The organism is Acinetobacter schindleri CIP 107287 (assembly GCF_000368625.1).
Lineage (GTDB): Bacteria > Pseudomonadota > Gammaproteobacteria > Pseudomonadales > Moraxellaceae > Acinetobacter > Acinetobacter schindleri.
In genome coordinates this window covers 165,341-182,193 of the sequence record NZ_KB849575.1, presented here as the reverse complement: position 1 = coordinate 182,193, position 16,853 = coordinate 165,341, and the positions used below count along the sequence as shown (strand labels likewise).

Here is a 16,853-nt window from a genome sequence, read left to right as displayed (position 1 = left end):
TCTTTCGCTTGTTGTGCAGCCTCTAATTGCGCTAATAAATCAGCACGCTCTTCCGAGCTGACTTCATCTCCAGCTGCATCAATGGCAGCAACCAGATCATCATACGCTTGTTCAGCATCTTCTACTGCTGTTGTCGCTGCATCAAGTTGTGCCTGGATTGCAGCATCATCAGCATCGACATCACCATCACCATCAAAGTCAGTGATTGCTGGAATTACAAGATCCTCAATCGCATCCAGACGATCTTGTAATGTGTCTTTTGCAGGACCATCATCTAGTCCTGTGACAGCGTTTTGAGCAAGTTCTTTCGCTACATCTACAATTCCTTGCAGTTCTTCTAATCTTTCTTCAGCCTGTGCATATTCTTCTGGTGTAATAAGACCATTGTCATCTGCATCTGTAAGACCATCCAAGATCTCTTGTTGTTCAGCACGTGCTGCTTCTGCTGCTGCAACCAATTCGGCAGCTGCTTCGGCTTCAAGATCTCCATCATCAATGCCATTTTCATTGGCATCATTCACCGGTGGAACTACGATATCGACAAGGTCATCCAGGCGATCTTGTAGACCTTCTTTATCAGTACCAGCTGGTAGAGTATTTACTGCATCTTGGGCAACTTGTTTTGCTTCTTCCGCTGTATTAATCGCATCCTGAACTGCTTGTTGTTCTTCAGGGGTAATTAAGCCATCTTGTTGTGCTTGTTCTAGTATTTCTAATGCATTCTGATAAGTCGTTTCAGCTTGAGATACTAGCCTTTCAGCATTTTCCATTGGATTTACTGGTGTAGAATCTTTTGAACTACTTGAACCACCCGATCCACCTACCGCTGCTGCAATTCCCCCAACAGCTAATGCTCCACCAATCCAAGGTAGTAAGTCAGTTGCCTCTCCTCCAAGAAGGGCTTCCTCAGTAATCGGGTTGTATTTAACTACATCTAATAATTGACCTGAACTGTCGGTAAATTCTGCCCAGTACAGCTCACCATTATTCCCTTCAAAAACAAGTAAACTTTCATTCACCGCGGGGTCGAAATAATTTTCTACAACAATTTTTTCACCGTTTTTAAGTGTGATAACTGCCGCATTTCCTTCTCTTAAAATATTGGCAACATCCTCTATTTTGACGCCAATTTTAACTACGGAATTTTGATTTAATATAACCGAATCGGCATTTAAACTTTGAATAATTTGTCCATTATTCTTAGCCAATATATCAATGCTAGCCATGAGAGAAACTCCTGAATATTCTTATGATGAGTCGCGCCGTGTATAATTCCCAACCAGCTCTTCATAGCAGGAGTAAATCCAAGTTAAAACCATAAAATAAGTAAGATTTTATTATTATTATGTAGTAATTTTAAATTGAAGTTTAATTTTATTAATTAATATGATTTAAGCTATTGATTTATATTTATATACAATTTATTGATGAATTATATTAGAAAATTTATATTAATTTTATTATTATGTATTTCAATGATTTATATTAAATTATAAGCTTTTATATCTAGTTAATTGTATATTTGTAAATTAATTACACTTAACAACAAATAAGTTACTTGATTTAACACATGAATTACAAATTTATAAACAGGTTATTAATCCACTATTTAATAGCTTAAATTTAATATAATAAGTTTATAATTTAATTTACTCTTTATATAAATATGTTAATTAAATAACTAGAAAATAATCTCGAATCATGAAATATAAATCGAGATTATTTTAAATATACAAAGCGTAGAATTTTAAAATATAAAAATTATTTACCTAGACAATCAAAAACTTCATTAAAGCGTTGAATCTGAAATTTGGGCTCAGCTTGAGCAAATTCTTCTGGTGAACCATAGCCATAAGTAACTGCAATAGTTTCTATCCCATTATGTCTAGCACCAAAAATGTCATGCTCACGATCTCCAACCATGATACAAGTAGCTGGATCTAACTGCTCTTGCTGCAAGAGGTATTCGATCAGGTCACCTTTGTTGGTACGATCACCATTTAGCTCACTGCCGTAAATGCCTTTAAAATATTGATCTAGCTCAAAGTGTTCAAGAATCTGTCGTGCATAAACGGTGGGTTTAGCAGTCGCAAGAAATAGTCGATATCCACGGCGTTTGAGTTCAGCTAAAGTTTCAGCCACTTCGGGAAAGACTTTATTTTCATACAGCCCGGTGACTGCAAAACGTTCCCGATAGGCTTCTAGTGCCTGCTCTGCCAGCACGTGATTGCTTGCAACGTTTAGAATTTTAGCGAGTGAGGCTTTAAGCGGTGGTCCAATAATCCAGTCAATATTGGTATCGAGACTAATAGGATGACCAATTTTTTCCAAGCCATAACGTGCTGAAGTAGTAATCCCTACTTTAGGATCAGTTAAGGTTCCATCCAGATCAATCAGGATATTCTGAATCACCACAGTCCTCCGGTTACTTCGATGCAAATGAGTATCGAGTGTTCATGAAATTTTGCCTATACTAACGCAAATCTAGAGTTTAAGGACATCGTTTTGCGCCCTACAGTACTATGCTTTTCAGGTTTGGATCCTTCAGGTGGAGCAGGTCTCCAGGCTGATATTGAAGCTATTGGCCAAAGCGGGGCTCATGCTGCGATAGCCTGTACCGCCCTTACCATTCAGAACTCTCAACAGGTATTTGGTTTTGAAGCAACATCAAAAAGTCTGCTGCTTGCACAAGCTCATGCGGTAGTCGGTGACTTGCCCATCTGTGGTGTCAAATCCGGCATGCTTGGTACTACTGACAATATTGCAGCCCTAGCCGAGTTTCTTGCTGAGCATCCTGAATATTTTTATGTGCTTGATCCGGTACTTGTCGCGAACAGTGGTGGCTCATTGGGAGATCAAGCAACCTTGGTCAAGGCTTTTACCCAATTGATCCCTCATGCAACTATTATTACACCGAACACAGTGGAATTACGTGCACTGACAGGTGAGCAGGATCTGGAACTTGCGACACAAAAACTGTTTGCCATGGGTGCCAAAGCTATACTGGTCAAAGGAGGTCATGAAGATACTCCCGATTATATCCAGAACAGTTTATATATTCAGGGTGAGCTGGTGAACCAGACCCGTTGTGCTCGTCTGGAGGGTGAATATCATGGTTCAGGCTGTTCACTGGCCAGTTTCATTGCCGGTCGTTTAGCATTAGGCGATCAGCTCAAGACTGCCGTACAGCATGCTGAAACCTGGTTATTCGGTGTATTAAAAAATGCTGAAACCCCTATACCTAATGGACAGAAAATTCCAAAACGCTTTGGTTAATACTCATTCTGCAAATAAAAAGAGCCTAAATCATTCAGGCTCTTTTTTTTATTGGAATTCAACTTAAAATATTGTCCTATAGTAGAGGACTCAAATAGCGAATGAATTCATATAAATAATGTCATTATAGATTTAAATGGTTAGCTCTAATACTTTCATGCTATGTGTTTCAATCTCTACCGGTACCGAAATATGCTGATGCATCATTTTCCATTGCCCTTGTTCCTTTTTCAAACATAAGCTAGTACGACACCATTTCACTGAGGGAAGCCATTTTACTTTTTCAGCATTTGCTGGTGTAAGTTTTACATAACCATGAATGAAAGCTAAATGAGGCTCTACGTGGATTGTCACATCATGTCGCTGTATGGTCACTCCATGCAGCATATAAGGCTTGTAAAGATTCCATTTCTGTTCATAAGCTTCCAGACCATGAACTTCTGTACTTAAATCAAAAAACCTGACATCTGATACACACAACTTAAGCACATTCTGAATATCCAAGCCTGTTATTGCACTATCCCATTCATGTAATAAATCAACTATTTCTCTACCTAAAGATGCGTCCCCGAATATTTTCATCTCTATTCTCTTATATTTTTTAAATGGTCAAATAATCACTGCAATCTGCCCCTACAGAAGGACATAGATTTTTTTAGAATTACAGCAAAAAAACCTTAACTAGTTAAGATCATCAAATATATTAAAAGCCCCATAAAGTTCATTTTTTAAAGATCATTTTATTGTTAGCTAAACAACTTCCATCAAACTTAAGAAGGAACCCAGTTAATTTAAGCTTATTTAAGTTATTTTTCACTGTTTGCTAGATTTTAGTTGTGTCACAACATAACAATCCCGAAAAATAATACTTATAATTTCAACAACATACAAGTATTGTTAAACTAAAGTTAAATAAAGGCTTTACTATAACAGTCCTTTGGCATTTCTATGATTTCTACACAGAGCTGTATTGTCAAACCCTGCTGGGCTGGTACATGCTGTCGTAGCACTGCTAAGACACACTGGGAAATTGCCTGTTTCAATTCAGGACTACGCCCCGACAATAAGGATACTTTTGCATGTACATAGGCCTGAGTGGTATTCAAATCCAGTCCAATCACATAATTCTGCTGACAAATTGCCCGGCTTTTTAAATCATTCGGATCCTGAATATAATTTGCAGTATATAAGGCCTGGTGAATCTTAAGCAGCATCGGCTTGACCTCCAGATTCTGGATATTATCTGAATATTCAATATGAAGATGAGGCATGAGGTTTTATTTACTCAGTATTTTTTCTTGATTATGCCCCGTCTGAAATAAAATGTAAGCCAAGGCAGGTGATGACGGCCTATTTTTTAAACCGCCATTCTGGTTCAAACTTTAATAGATTAAAACAGATCAGGACTGGATTATGCTTTTTTCACATATTCAGACTTGAGCTTCATTGCGCCAATACCCTCAATTTTACAGTCAATATCATGACCATCTGCTGCATCTGGCAACAGGCGAATACTTTTTACTTTAGTTCCAACTTTCACCACAGATGAGGAACCTTTAATTTTCAGGTCTTTGATCACTGTTACACTATCACCATCAGCAAGAACATTACCATTGGCATCCTTAATGATTAGCTGCTCTTCTGTATCTTCACCCTCTTTCCATTCATGCGAACATTCAGGACAAATCAGTAAATCCCCATCTTCGTAGGTGTATTCAGACTGGCATTTTGGACAATGGGGTAGACTCATAAGAACCTCAAAAATAAAAATAAAAATAAGAAATGAATAAATTAAAAAATCATTATAGCATTTTATACCTTATATTTTATATGGATTTAATTTCTACAATTCCTCTATTCGTTTTAAATAATATCAGTTTGAATTATTCATTAATAAACTGTTGATTCACCAGAAGAAAAAGCCCAGACGGGCTGGGCTTATACTCTTCATTCTGTGTTATAAAAATTTTGTTTAGCTTTAACTGGTCAAAGGCGTATCATCATCGTCGATGTCGTCATATACATAAGCCATACAGCCCCAACCATCATAAACGCCACCAAATTCACTCGCGATTTTGGTAAACCATTGCTCCAGATCAACAATATCTTCGTAGCTCGGTTCCATATAAACGAAAATCGTGATCACCCACTCGAGTGTATCGCTTTCTTCATCCTGAAACAGGCTGATTTTCTGTTCTTCTTTTAATAGATGCAAAGCACAGCGATCAGCCTGAGATTCTTCATTAAATGCAATCGAAAATTCAATTTCATGTGCTTCAGTCAGATCATCGCCATCCTGAAACATCTGCCAGAGTACATTACCATTTTCATCATCCGGGAACTGCTGATAATCACGTGACATAGGGCTGTCCTTATTATGCTGCCGTTTTATTATACAAATTAGATTAGCTGATTTTTATACAGGATACGATAGGAAAAATAACATTTTTTACAGTTTTTAAATGACTGATTTTATATATCAAATCGAAGTTTTATTTTTAAAGTATCTCTTTAACTTTTAACTAGTAGAGATACTTTTGACTGCTTATTTTGGAGATATTTTCATCCTCATTTTACGCCTAATTTTTTTGACTAAGCGGCTTAAGCCAGGTGAAGAACTTTTCCTGGTGTTTTCTTTAATTCCAGAAGTAAGGCTGCAAACTTGAGCTCTTGCAAACGTAAATCCAGATACGATTGCTGAATGCGAGCCTGACTTAAATCCTGCCCTTTATGATTAATTAAATAAAAATCATCTTGCAGCGCCTGTAGCATCTGTCCCAGATTATCTGCAGTTAAACGAGACAGATACAGGTCGGCACGGCTGTTAAAGGCCAGACTGATCATATCCATGGTGGTATTACGGCGATCTTCATCGACATAGTTGCATTGCGCAACTTTTTTGTCTCGAATCGCCTGCTCAATTTGCTCACGAATATCCTGTAAATGTCTTGCAGTATCTTGCTCCTGATAACCCTCTATTAATTCAGTCAAAACATCTTTAGCTGCTAGCGAGAATCCATACTGATAACCATGAATTTTATGCTCTAAGGCAGTAACCACATCCTGCAAGCGATATTCTTCTTGTGCCTGTTTATAATAACGTTGCAGTTTTTCCCGTGCCTGCTGATCCACCTTTTGAATTGCCTTGGTCTGATAATCCTCTATAAATGCTTTCACCCGTTCGATATAGCCTTTAATGTCATCCACCATGATTGAAGCATCAACCTTGGTCATTTCTACAAAATTTTCAGCCTGTAAGGTACGGTTAATGACATATTGTTCAATTTCGCAGATCTCTTGGTATTTCTTATATTTTTCTAAAGTCGTGCGTAAACTACTGATCTGCACGCGTAGCTGAGACAACTCGTACTCACTATCTTCTACCTGTTGTTCATAATCTGTCAGTTTATGACGTGCATGATCCAGATTGTTTTGTAAAACATCGAGGTTTCCACGCAGGGATTTTAATTTGTTTAGTGTGACTGCAAGTACGCCAGATAGTATCCCCACCAGAACGAATAAAATAATACTTGACATCGTCCGTGCCCTAATTAAAAAAATACAATAAGAAAAATGCTTTAAATCAAATCAAAGAACTTATGAAAGATTCTTAGTTTGCACTGATTTTCTCAAAAATCCTATCACTAGAATTAGGTATAAATATTTAATAATATTGATATTTTTGTTGAATTTTACTGTTTTATCTCTTGAAATCTTGCCAGAATAAAAATATTAAAGCTTTAAGTATGAATTAACTTATAAGATAGACAGTAAGTTATTGAATTTAATGAAATAATATTATATTTCTTAATTTTTATCAAAATTAAAATATAATATTGTTTGATAACATAGATTTAAATTTACCAAATTTTGATCTTTTTAAAAATTTAATTTTCTTCATGAGACAGTATTAAGATAGGTAAACTTATAAATTTACATAGTTCAACAAAGCACATAACTATATTTAAACTAATGCTTTTTAGATCAAAAAATAAGTAAATTTGGAGAATTAAAGAAAAAATATGAAATATTTTCTCACACTTTATACAACGCAATAGATGAGTAAAGTGTTCTGCATTCATTCCAGAAATTCAAATATTATTTAATAAAACATGGAGTCGAAACTAGAAAATATTAAAAAGGCACACTACCGTGAATTTCTACCGGTTTATCACTTAAGGGCTGGGTAAATGCAAGATAACTGGCATGCAGGGCCATACGTTGCAGCGGACTGCGCAGTGGTTCAGGGTGATAGATTTTATCGCCAGTAATTGGATGACCAATATGCATCATATGCACACGCAGTTGATGCGAACGCCCGGTAATCGGCGTTAATAAGACACGGCTAATATCTTGTGCCACATCGTAATCCAACATTTGATACAGGGTTTTAGAGGGCTTGCCCAGTTCCGTATGTACCATCTGACATGGCCGGTTTTCCCAGTCAGTGATGAGTGGGGCATTGACTTCGCCCTCCCCTACCAGTTTGCCTTGTACCAAAGCGATGTAATGCTTATTCACCGTACGCGCCTGAAACATTTTACTGACTGCTACTTCTGCATCACGATGCTTGGCAAACATCAGAATTCCGGAAGTAGCCATATCCAGGCGATGGGTAATTCGTGCTTCCGGAAATTGCTCGCGCACACGTAAATACGCGCTGTCATGATGCTCTGGCAGACGACCCGGCACCGACAACAACCCTGCCGGCTTTTCAATCACCACCAGATCATCATCTTCATAGAGAATTTTGAGTGGATCTTGAGGTGGGCAGTAAACAAAGTTATCGTTTAGTGGCATGGCGCAATTGCATGGGGAGAAAGATGCGCAAAATAACAATGTCAATCCAGTGTGTCAATCTGAACGTTTACAGGAAGTTGATTTAAGGAGATTATACTCAGTTTGTGACTTGGCCAGCCGGGTTCAAGCTGCTCAGATCGTACTGCTGAATTGCTTCCGGTCAATTTAATCTGCCAGATAGTAATCGACTGTAGATACGACACGAACTTTTTTAAGATAGGGTGTATTACTGTCGCGATCTTCAATACTGAACAGCCCCTGATTAGCAGTTTTGATTTTTCCCAGACGGCTTTGCGAATCAGCTGCAAATTTTTCTGCCACGCTCCGAGCATTTTGTGTGGCCTGTTCAATCATCGCTGGTTTAATGTCATTCAGGCCAGTAAATAGATACTCAGTTCGTTGTCCAGAATCATCGCCACCAAAGGCAATGCCCTTTTTACCCAGTTCTGCTAAACGGGTTTGTGCTGCCCGTACTGCATCAATATTATGGGTATATACGGTAATGGTTTGATGTGCGGTATAACGCAGGGCAACATTGGCATCACCGCCATACTGCTGTGCATATTTATCTGTGGTGACGGGTGCTCCCGTGGTAATTTCTTCGGCTTTAAAGCCTTCACCTTTCAGGAAAGTCTGGATTTGCTGGGTTTGTAGTTCCATCACGTCATAAAGCTGAGATAAATCCTGACTGGCTGAACTAAAACGAATCGGCCAGACCGCGACATTTGCCCTAACTTCACGTTCAGACAGGCCTTTGACCGAAACAATTCGTTCATACTGTTTGATCTTGACGGCACTATTCCCCAGAATCCATCCCGCTATAATCATTCCTAAGCCGATGAGTGCACCTAAAATCAGGGCGGGTTTAAACTGATTCATTTGCCTGAACTCCTTTTAGCGATGTTGTTGTTTTTAGTTGGATAATTTTAATAAGTTGAACTGGGTCTTTGAGATTACTATTCGACCACAGGTTAAAGTCACGTTAATAAAAGATTCAAATCTATTATTTCTCTCTATATTTACATCAGATATAAAGCCAATAAAGGCACTAGATTAAATAGAAAAATACCAATCTTATAGAGTGCCATACCCGCATAATGAATGGCATCAAAGGTTGAGTCTGATAGCTGGAACCATTTTCCATGCAACTGTTTGACCCAATCATGGGCAAAGACAATGATCAGGAACCAGAATATTAATATGCTGTAATTAACGAACAATGCATACAGTAAAAATTGCCGCCAGAAATCAAGCTCCATCGTGATTCCCCTAAAGGATACGGTTCAATTTCCAGACTAGCATAAATTGACTGAATAAAAAGAAATGGCGGATATAACACTGTTAAGGAGATTTGAATAGAAGAGTTATTTTTATATTTTCTAATGGGTTTTACTGGAGAATTTTTTAGGGTGTTGGGAAAACTCGCGATGGTTTACTTCAACTATCAATCTTTGTAAGAATTGATCTTATAGCCTACAAACTTCTGGTTCATAGCGTCCTAAGCCGGATCAAGACCTTTTGGGTAAGTACTGCTCTCGCGTTTTGCGCCGCTCACAGCATGCTACTCTTTCCGATCCCGTCACACCCTTGAGACATATATTAGCCTTGAGCACACGGAATTAATTTCCTATGTTTTTATCATTTTTCTAATTTTTGAAAAATTATTCCGATTTAAAAGACAATTCAGAGAAATAAATCTCATTGGTTCATTTTTATGACGTTTTATTTTAAAAAAATGAGCTTTATTGGAATTTTATTTACCCCTTTTCTCCTTTTTTTCACTTTAAAAAGTTCCCTGCAACCATTGTGCAGTAAACCACCAGCCACTCATGGCACACATCCCGGACATGATAATTGCCAGTACTTTATTCATTTTGCTTAATTCAGATGTCAGTACTTTCAGATTGATCAGATAAGCCAGCGCAAAATAGATCAGCCCAATTACCCCACAAAAAGGCACAAATATGAGCGACCAGGCCGCACAGGCATGTGCAGAAAGCGGTAGTTTCGGGGATTCAGAAACGTGGTTGGTCATATCCATACTCAATTGCCCTCTTTATCGTGCATAAAAGCGCACTAAATTAAGTCAAAGCTTTATGATTAAATGAAGCTTTGCATCCTCGTATTAAATAAATTGCAAAATGTGCGCCAATTTCAGGCAGTTAGATATTTAAAATGTGAGTTGATCAAAGTCTTTAATTTTGGATAAATAAATAGGTGACTTTTTATGCACTGAGTGCGTTTCTTTATATTTTGGTTTGCGCTCCGGATCCGTGATTAGGTTTTTACTATAGATTTTTTTGCCAGTCAGCAGATTAAAGCTGGTTTTCGACTCAAGTAAAGGACCATGATGAGAAAACTGGTCATAGCCAATCAGTCGCATATCCTGATTCTGAAGACGGAATTTATAGCTCCAATAGCCATAACGTCCATGCTGATACGTAAGCTGCAGTAGTCCTTTGTTAATTTCAGGCACCAGTTCAGGTGGATAATACACCCCACCATCTTCCTGATCCGAGCTGAAACAGTTCAGGTTTTGCAGAAACTGTTTATAAGTGTTCTTGTCCTTTTGCCCCAAAAGAACAATGATACCTCGGCGGTTCCGGTCTAAGGTTCCACGATATTCATCTTTAACTAAAGCTTTAGGATCTGTAGCTTTGACAATCAGTACAGCATCTGGCACACCATCTTTATTCAAGTCACCTTTTACTACTTCAAAGAAAGAATAGTTTTTAGGGACATAGGCTTGAAAAGTTTTTTGATCTTGTTGTGACTGGCGCTGTTGGGGCTTTAAAGCTTGTTGCGCTACGGCTGCATTCGAGATCAATATGGTTGTACTGAAAAAAACTGCAAGTTTTGCTATTTTCATTTTCCTGATCTCATATGTATAGGCACATGTTGCTTATTATTTTTTAACATAGAAAGATGAAAGCTGAAACAAAATGACCCTACACAATGGCAGGGTCAAAAATCTCAACATCATATTCATTTTCAATTACTGATTGATTCATGAGTTATGCCTTGCAGCATTTTTCACAACCGGTCACTTTCTCTCTAGGCCAGTTCATGCGCGCACGCTTATACGCCAGTTCATAATTGGCAAAATAACCAATCAGAATCTGAGCATTAGGATCAGGCAAGTCTTCACACCCCATCGTTGAATTATGGATCAGATGTGCACCATTGTCTGTCGTATGCTCATCAATCACAAACTTGATCATATCCATGCAAACTCCCCATATTCTTTTTTATAAAGGTAGGGATTAAAACCATAATAAAAGTATGTATTTATTAATCCCATACTAAAATTATGCCTTTAATGAATAAAAATCAATCACTTTTTAGAGTTTTTTTAGTCCTTTCACATGAACTTACTATTTAGTTTTAGATTTATAAAACAGTGACTTAGAGAATTTATGCTATGCCAGGATCAGCTTTATTTTTCTTGATCTGTTTAAACCAGCGTACAAACCAGATGGCAGCAATAATTAATACTATCACCAGCATTACAGGTGCCAAGAAGGATAAAATTGAAATCAAGATCGCACTGACCCACTCCCCCGTAGAAATGACCGGATTTCCTACTCCACCGGTGGTGGTAGTTGATAAACCTCGCAAAGCCACCGTACCAAATTGTACTGCTCCAGCGGTGCCTCCACCTACAATTAATGCGGTTGCCCAAGCTATAAACTGCGACATTTCCCCACTACTTACTGCCATCGTAGATACGGTTCCAGCAATGACAGCTGCGGGAGTGGCAATAATATCAAGGATATTATCCACCCAAGGAATATAGTAAGCGATGATTTCACATAAGGTTGCGATGCCCAATGTCAAACAAACCGAGGGTAAAGCCAGCCAGCCGAAGCCCTGGATCGGTTCAAACCAGTTCAGATTACAAGCGATACTCATGACCAGCAAAGGTGCAAATATACGAAAGCCACACGCTGCACTGAGTCCAATACCAATACATAAACCGAGGATCGTTTCCATACTGCGCTCCAAACCTGTTTGTGGCGATGGGTGATTTTTCTTTCTCTCTAAAATAGCAAAAAGCCCTATGGGGTAATAGGGCTTTTATTTAAAACAGGTTTTTCTGTTTTATTTTTTGCTGTAGCTTAGGCAACCTTATCGTTATATTGGGTGCCTTGGCATTTGGTACACGGTGGTAAGCGGTCTGTACCAATTTCTAAGTAAACGCGATGTCCGCATTGAACACAAAAATAGAAACCTGTTCCCGGTTTAGAGCCAGCAATAACCATCTTTGTTCTCCGTTGTTTTAGAAAATGGTCTAAGCAGTATAACTCTGTTGTAATGAATGTCTATTGTCCATTTTTGTAAATGATGATGGCATTTGGGCTAATTTTAAAAAGTTTAAGTTTAATTAAAAATGGATCTATTATGGTCTGCTTAGACCATGATTCTCTAAAAGACGCTCTGTCCATTCTGCCTCCATTTTTTTTAATTTTCTTTTTGAAATTCCTTTTGTCCCAAAAAACCTTTTATATTCTGAATGTTTTAAAAAATTAGCTAATTTAATTGCTTGAACATATTTACTGTAAGTATTTAATAATAAAACTTCTTGTTTAATTCTTAATTTATTTTCGTTACCTGTTTTCATCTTAGCGTCAGCTGCTGATTTTAAATCACTTGGTGGTAAATCTTGCAGTCTTGCTGCTTCTGCCCATAACAGATCAATGAGAATTAAACATCGTCTTCTAGTTCCTGCATGATATATCAACCAGTCCTGCACTTCTCTCCTTACAGAATGATGAATCATATACTTAGGATCTAAATTATTAGATAGCCGTAAATAACTCGAGTCATATTCACTTTCAAGTAATTTCCTTAAAGGCAAGCTTTGTCTAAGAATAGTTGTTCCTAAAATTGGATATACAGATTGAATTGATAAACTCCCCTGTAAAATCCTAATACAAATATCACTTAACAAAATCGACACATCTCGAACTGCATCTCGTGCCCATATCGTAGGTTTATCATTTTTTACTAATTTTAGTTTTGAATTTAATTTTTTGATTTCAACTTCATCAATTGTCTGATAATACTCATTAAGCTCTCGTCCCAAATATACTAGGCAACCAAATTTATCCTGATGATCAAACCATCTTGTTCGATATACCTCTACCACCGTTATATCTTGATTCTTTTTTTGGCTACGCGATAAATATAGTTGTCCAATCAGAATTAATACCTGAGCTAATCCAACTAAAACTAAGAAAGCTGTTGCTAGGGCGGTGAGAGTATTATTGTCCATTTTCTTATAGGTAAGAAAAAATTATTATTAAAGTAAATTATTTTTATATATAATTCAATAACTTTAACCTTCATCGTCCTTTCTTCAAAACTAGAAGGGAGGGATTCCCTCCTTTGGAAAGGAGGGTTTTGGAAGTTTTTTTAACTTTTAAGCCATATTTCCTTCTAAAAATTCCTATGCAAAGCGCTGTCCCCCGCTTCATAGACAGATACTGTAATCTTCTGAATAAAAAATAAAATGATTCAATTAAATTAGTGTATAAAAGTAATCCGTACCTAAAATAGGTTTACTAGTTATCTCATATATACATTTATTCACCTGTTCTTCTTTAAGTTGCCCTAAATGAACGCCTAAACACCATAAAGGTCTAGCTGTATCGATTCCTGTATATTTAATATTTTCGAATTTTTTAACATCACTTATCATATACCTTAAACATGTAGTAGGACTTACATTTTGTTTAATCTCTAAAGGTATTCCAGAAGTCTTGTTTTTTTCACGAATCATAAAATCTAATACTGCTGAACGTTTAATTTTACTTTTACGCCCATCTAAAGAACAGCGAATTTCCCTATCAACTTTTTTTACGTTCGAATGATTTTTAGAAAAAAGAAAATATTCTACTTGAAGCCAAATTTCCCATCCTTTTACATCAAACTCATTAAAATCATTAAGTTTTTTAATAATGTTTTCTTGCTGAAAAAATTCTTCACTTATTTTCAAAATGAAGGCACGATCTTTTTTTACAATATTTGTATTCATTTATCACTCTAAAAAATAACCCCACTCGAAAGTAGGGTTTTTCTACAATTATATCAACAACTTTTAAACTAAATTATCAAGCCACATTCCCTTCCAAGAAATCCTGCGCAAAGCGTTGTAATACCCCACCTGCTTCATACACAGATACTTCTTCTTCAGTATCCAGACGACAGGTCACTGGTACTTCAATCGTCTGTTCCTTACCATCTTCCGTGGCACGCTCAATCACAAGTGTCAAAGTCGAACGTGGTGCAATATTACCAATCACGCTATACAGTTCAGTACCATCCAGCTTTAAAGTCTTGCGGTCTGTACCCGGCTTAAACTCAAGTGGAAGAACGCCCATACCCACCAGATTGGTACGGTGAATACGCTCAAAACCTTCAGCCACAATCGCTTCTACACCAGCCAGACGCACACCTTTGGCTGCCCAGTCACGACTTGAACCCTGACCATAGTCTTTACCAGCAATCACGATCAAAGGTTGTTTACGGTTCATGTAGGTTTCAATTGCTTCCCACATCCGCATCACTTCGCCTTCAGGTTCAACACGCGCTTTAGAACCCTGCTTGATGGTGCCATCAGAACGGACCACCATTTCGTTATACAACTTAGGATTCGCTAGGGTTGCACGCTGTGCAGTCAGGTGATCGCCACGGTGCGTCGCATAAGAGTTAAAGTCTTCCTCGGGCACACCCATTTTTGCTAAGTATTCACCCGCTGCCGAATCCAACACAATCGCATTCGATGGAGATAAATGATCAGTGGTGATGTTATCGCCAAGGATGGCTAACGGACGCATATTTGCCAGAGTACGCGGTGCAGCCAATGCCCCTTCCCAGTATGGCGGACGGCGGATATAAGTACTTTGCGGACGCCAGTCATACAGCGGACTTGCTGCCTGCTCACGCTCACCCAGATCGAACATTGGAATATACACTTTCTTGAATTGCTCTGGCTTCACTGATTCTTTTACCAGCGCATCAATTTCTTCATCCGATGGCCAGATGTCTTTCAGGTAAATCGGATTGCCATCTTTGTCTGTGCCTAGTGCATCCTTTTCGATATCAAAACGAATCGTACCGGCAATTGCATAAGCCACGACTAACGGTGGAGATGCCAAGAAAGCCTGTTTTGCATACGGATGGATCCGGCCATCGAAGTTTCGGTTACCGGACAATACCGCTGTGGCATACAGGTCACGGTCAATAATTTCCTGCTGAATCTTTGGATCGAGTGCGCCCGACATGCCGTTACACGTGGTACAGGCATAAGCCACGATACCAAAGCCGAGTTTTTCCAGATCTTCAAGTACACCCGCTTCTTCCAAGTACAGCGCAGCTGCTTTAGAACCCGGTGCAAAAGATGATTTCACCCATGGCTTACGCACTAAACCAAGCTCATTGGCTTTACGTGCCAATAAACCTGCTGCAACAGTATTACGTGGGTTGGAAGTATTGGTACATGAAGTGATTGCCGCGATGATGATCGCACCATCTGGCATCAGGCCATCGGTACGGTTTTCTACTACTCCGGCAATGCCTTTCTCTTTCAGGTCAGCAGTTGAAACACGCGCATGCGGATTCGATGGACCAGCAATATTACGGGTCACAGTCGACAGGTCAAAACGCAATACACGTGGATATTCTGCTTGTGTCATTTCCGATGACCACAGGCCAATTTCCTTGGCATAGCTTTCAACCAGTTTGACTTGCTCAGGCTCACGACCGGTTAACGTCAGATAATCAATGGTGTTCTGGTCAATATAGAACATGGCTGCGGTTGCGCCATATTCAGGGGTCATATTAGAAATTGTGGCGCGATCACCCACTGACATGCTGTCAGCACCTTCACCAAAGAATTCTAAGTACGCACCCACAACACGTTCCTTACGTAGGAATTCAGTTAAGGCCAAAACGATATCTGTTGCGGTAATGCCCGGTTGACGCTGTCCAACTAACTCTACGCCGATAATATCTGGCAGACGCATCCAAGATGCACGGCCCAGCATCACGTTCTCAGCTTCCAGGCCACCAACACCCACCGAAATTACACCCAATGCATCAGTATGTGGCGTATGCGAATCTGTACCAACACAAGTGTCCGGGAATGCAACACCGTCACGGTTCTGAATCACCGGTGACATTTTTTCCAGATTGATCTGGTGCATGATGCCGTTACCGGCTGGAATCACATCAACATTTTCAAAAGCCGTTTTGGTCCATTCAATAAAATGGAAACGGTCTTCGTTACGGCGGTCTTCGATCGCACGGTTTTTCTCAAATGCATCCGGATCAAAGCCGCCATACTCCACCGCCAGCGAGTGGTCGACAATCAGTTGGGTTGGCACCACCGGATTGACTTTGGAGGGGTCACCGCCCTGATCGGCAATCGCATCACGCAGACCGGCAAGATCAACCAGTGCCGTTTGTCCCAAAATGTCATGACATACCACACGGGCTGGATACCACGGGAAATCATGCTCCTGTTTACGCTCAATTAGCTGACGCAGTGACTGTTCCAGAATGGCAGGATCACAACGGCGTACCAACTGCTCTGCCAGCACTTTGGAGGTATAGGGAAGTTTGGCATATGCGCCTGGCTGAATATCTTCAACGGCCTGACGCACGTCGTAATATTCCAGCTGGGTACCTTGCAGTGGTTTACGGTAGTTGTTGTTCATAGCTTACCTGCCTCTTGAATCGTTCTTCTGTACTGCATACTTGTTGTAGATGTTTCA

General features: G+C 39.0%; 19 protein-coding genes. 1 reads left to right on the top strand and 18 read right to left on the bottom strand.

The annotated features are described in order from the left end of the window. Positions 1–1,226, bottom strand: a 1,226-nt coding sequence (locus F955_RS16165; RefSeq protein WP_004814577.1) for a GA-like domain-containing protein, incomplete at its 3' end; no start/stop codon positions are given. A 535-nt stretch (positions 1,227–1,761) separates the two neighbouring features. After that, on the bottom strand, positions 1,762–2,412 hold the full coding sequence (locus F955_RS04075) for an HAD-IA family hydrolase (protein WP_004814576.1): 651 nt from the start codon (positions 2,410–2,412) through the stop codon (positions 1,762–1,764). A gap of 93 nt (positions 2,413–2,505) precedes the next feature. Here F955_RS04075 and F955_RS04070 point away from each other — a divergent pair, with 93 nt between their 5' ends. Further along, on the top strand, positions 2,506–3,276 hold the full coding sequence (locus F955_RS04070; protein WP_004814574.1) for a hydroxymethylpyrimidine/phosphomethylpyrimidine kinase: 771 nt from the start codon (positions 2,506–2,508) through the stop codon (positions 3,274–3,276). A 132-nt stretch (positions 3,277–3,408) separates the two neighbouring features. Here the strand turns inward: F955_RS04070 and F955_RS04065 are convergent, their stop codons facing one another. The 16 genes from F955_RS04065 to acnD all read right to left on the bottom strand — a co-directional run bounded on the left by F955_RS04065 (position 3,409) and on the right by acnD (position 16,796). After that, positions 3,409–3,858, bottom strand: coding sequence for a YybH family protein (locus F955_RS04065; RefSeq protein WP_004814571.1), 450 nt, complete (start codon positions 3,856–3,858; stop codon positions 3,409–3,411). Positions 3,859–4,184: 326 nt separating this feature from the next. After that, positions 4,185–4,547 carry a 5-carboxymethyl-2-hydroxymuconate Delta-isomerase gene (locus F955_RS04060; RefSeq protein ID WP_017401434.1) on the bottom strand — a complete coding sequence of 121 codons (363 nt, stop codon included), beginning with the start codon at positions 4,545–4,547 and terminating at the stop codon, positions 4,185–4,187. A 140-nt stretch (positions 4,548–4,687) separates the two neighbouring features. Next, on the bottom strand, positions 4,688–5,026 hold the full coding sequence (locus F955_RS04055) for a zinc ribbon domain-containing protein YjdM (protein WP_004814566.1): 339 nt from the start codon (positions 5,024–5,026) through the stop codon (positions 4,688–4,690). Between the two features lie 228 nt (positions 5,027–5,254). Beyond that, the gene (locus F955_RS04050; RefSeq protein WP_004814565.1) at positions 5,255–5,638 is read right to left on the bottom strand and encodes a ribonuclease E inhibitor RraB; all 384 of its coding nucleotides are present in this window, start codon (positions 5,636–5,638) and stop codon (positions 5,255–5,257) included. 239 nt (positions 5,639–5,877) lie between these two features. After that, positions 5,878–6,813 carry an SNIPE associated domain-containing protein gene (locus F955_RS04045; RefSeq protein ID WP_004891626.1) on the bottom strand — a complete coding sequence of 312 codons (936 nt, stop codon included), beginning with the start codon at positions 6,811–6,813 and terminating at the stop codon, positions 5,878–5,880. Positions 6,814–7,410: 597 nt separating this feature from the next. Beyond that, positions 7,411–8,076, bottom strand: a complete 666-nt coding sequence (locus F955_RS04040) for an RluA family pseudouridine synthase (protein WP_004891623.1) — start codon at positions 8,074–8,076, stop codon at positions 7,411–7,413. Positions 8,077–8,241: 165 nt separating this feature from the next. After that, positions 8,242–8,955 (bottom strand): SIMPL domain-containing protein, encoded by a 714-nt coding sequence (locus tag F955_RS04035; RefSeq protein WP_004891621.1) that lies wholly within the window; start codon positions 8,953–8,955, stop codon positions 8,242–8,244. 140 nt (positions 8,956–9,095) lie between these two features. After that, entirely contained in the window at positions 9,096–9,335 is a 240-nt protein-coding gene (locus F955_RS04030) for a DUF6868 family protein (protein ID WP_004891620.1), read from the bottom strand. 524 nt (positions 9,336–9,859) lie between these two features. Further along, positions 9,860–10,117 (bottom strand): hypothetical protein, encoded by a 258-nt coding sequence (locus F955_RS04025; RefSeq protein WP_004891618.1) that lies wholly within the window; start codon positions 10,115–10,117, stop codon positions 9,860–9,862. A 129-nt stretch (positions 10,118–10,246) separates the two neighbouring features. Beyond that, on the bottom strand, positions 10,247–10,945 hold the full coding sequence (locus F955_RS04020; protein WP_004891616.1) for a hypothetical protein: 699 nt from the start codon (positions 10,943–10,945) through the stop codon (positions 10,247–10,249). Positions 10,946–11,090: 145 nt separating this feature from the next. Continuing rightward, complete coding sequence (locus tag F955_RS04015) at positions 11,091–11,303, bottom strand: hypothetical protein (protein ID WP_004814551.1); 213 nt, start codon at positions 11,301–11,303, stop codon at positions 11,091–11,093. 187 nt (positions 11,304–11,490) lie between these two features. Continuing rightward, entirely contained in the window at positions 11,491–12,069 is a 579-nt protein-coding gene (locus F955_RS04010; protein WP_004891613.1) for a DUF4126 domain-containing protein, read from the bottom strand. A gap of 125 nt (positions 12,070–12,194) precedes the next feature. Beyond that, positions 12,195–12,392 (bottom strand): zinc ribbon-containing protein, encoded by a 198-nt coding sequence (locus F955_RS16280; protein ID WP_262467878.1) that lies wholly within the window; start codon positions 12,390–12,392, stop codon positions 12,195–12,197. 83 nt (positions 12,393–12,475) lie between these two features. Beyond that, positions 12,476–13,351, bottom strand: coding sequence for a hypothetical protein (locus F955_RS04005; RefSeq protein ID WP_004891611.1), 876 nt, complete (start codon positions 13,349–13,351; stop codon positions 12,476–12,478). A 246-nt stretch (positions 13,352–13,597) separates the two neighbouring features. After that, on the bottom strand, positions 13,598–14,113 hold the full coding sequence (locus tag F955_RS04000; RefSeq protein ID WP_004891609.1) for a hypothetical protein: 516 nt from the start codon (positions 14,111–14,113) through the stop codon (positions 13,598–13,600). A 76-nt stretch (positions 14,114–14,189) separates the two neighbouring features. Then, entirely contained in the window at positions 14,190–16,796 is a 2,607-nt protein-coding gene (acnD, locus tag F955_RS03995) for a Fe/S-dependent 2-methylisocitrate dehydratase AcnD (RefSeq protein ID WP_004891606.1), read from the bottom strand. Positions 16,797–16,853: the final 57 nt, after the last annotated feature.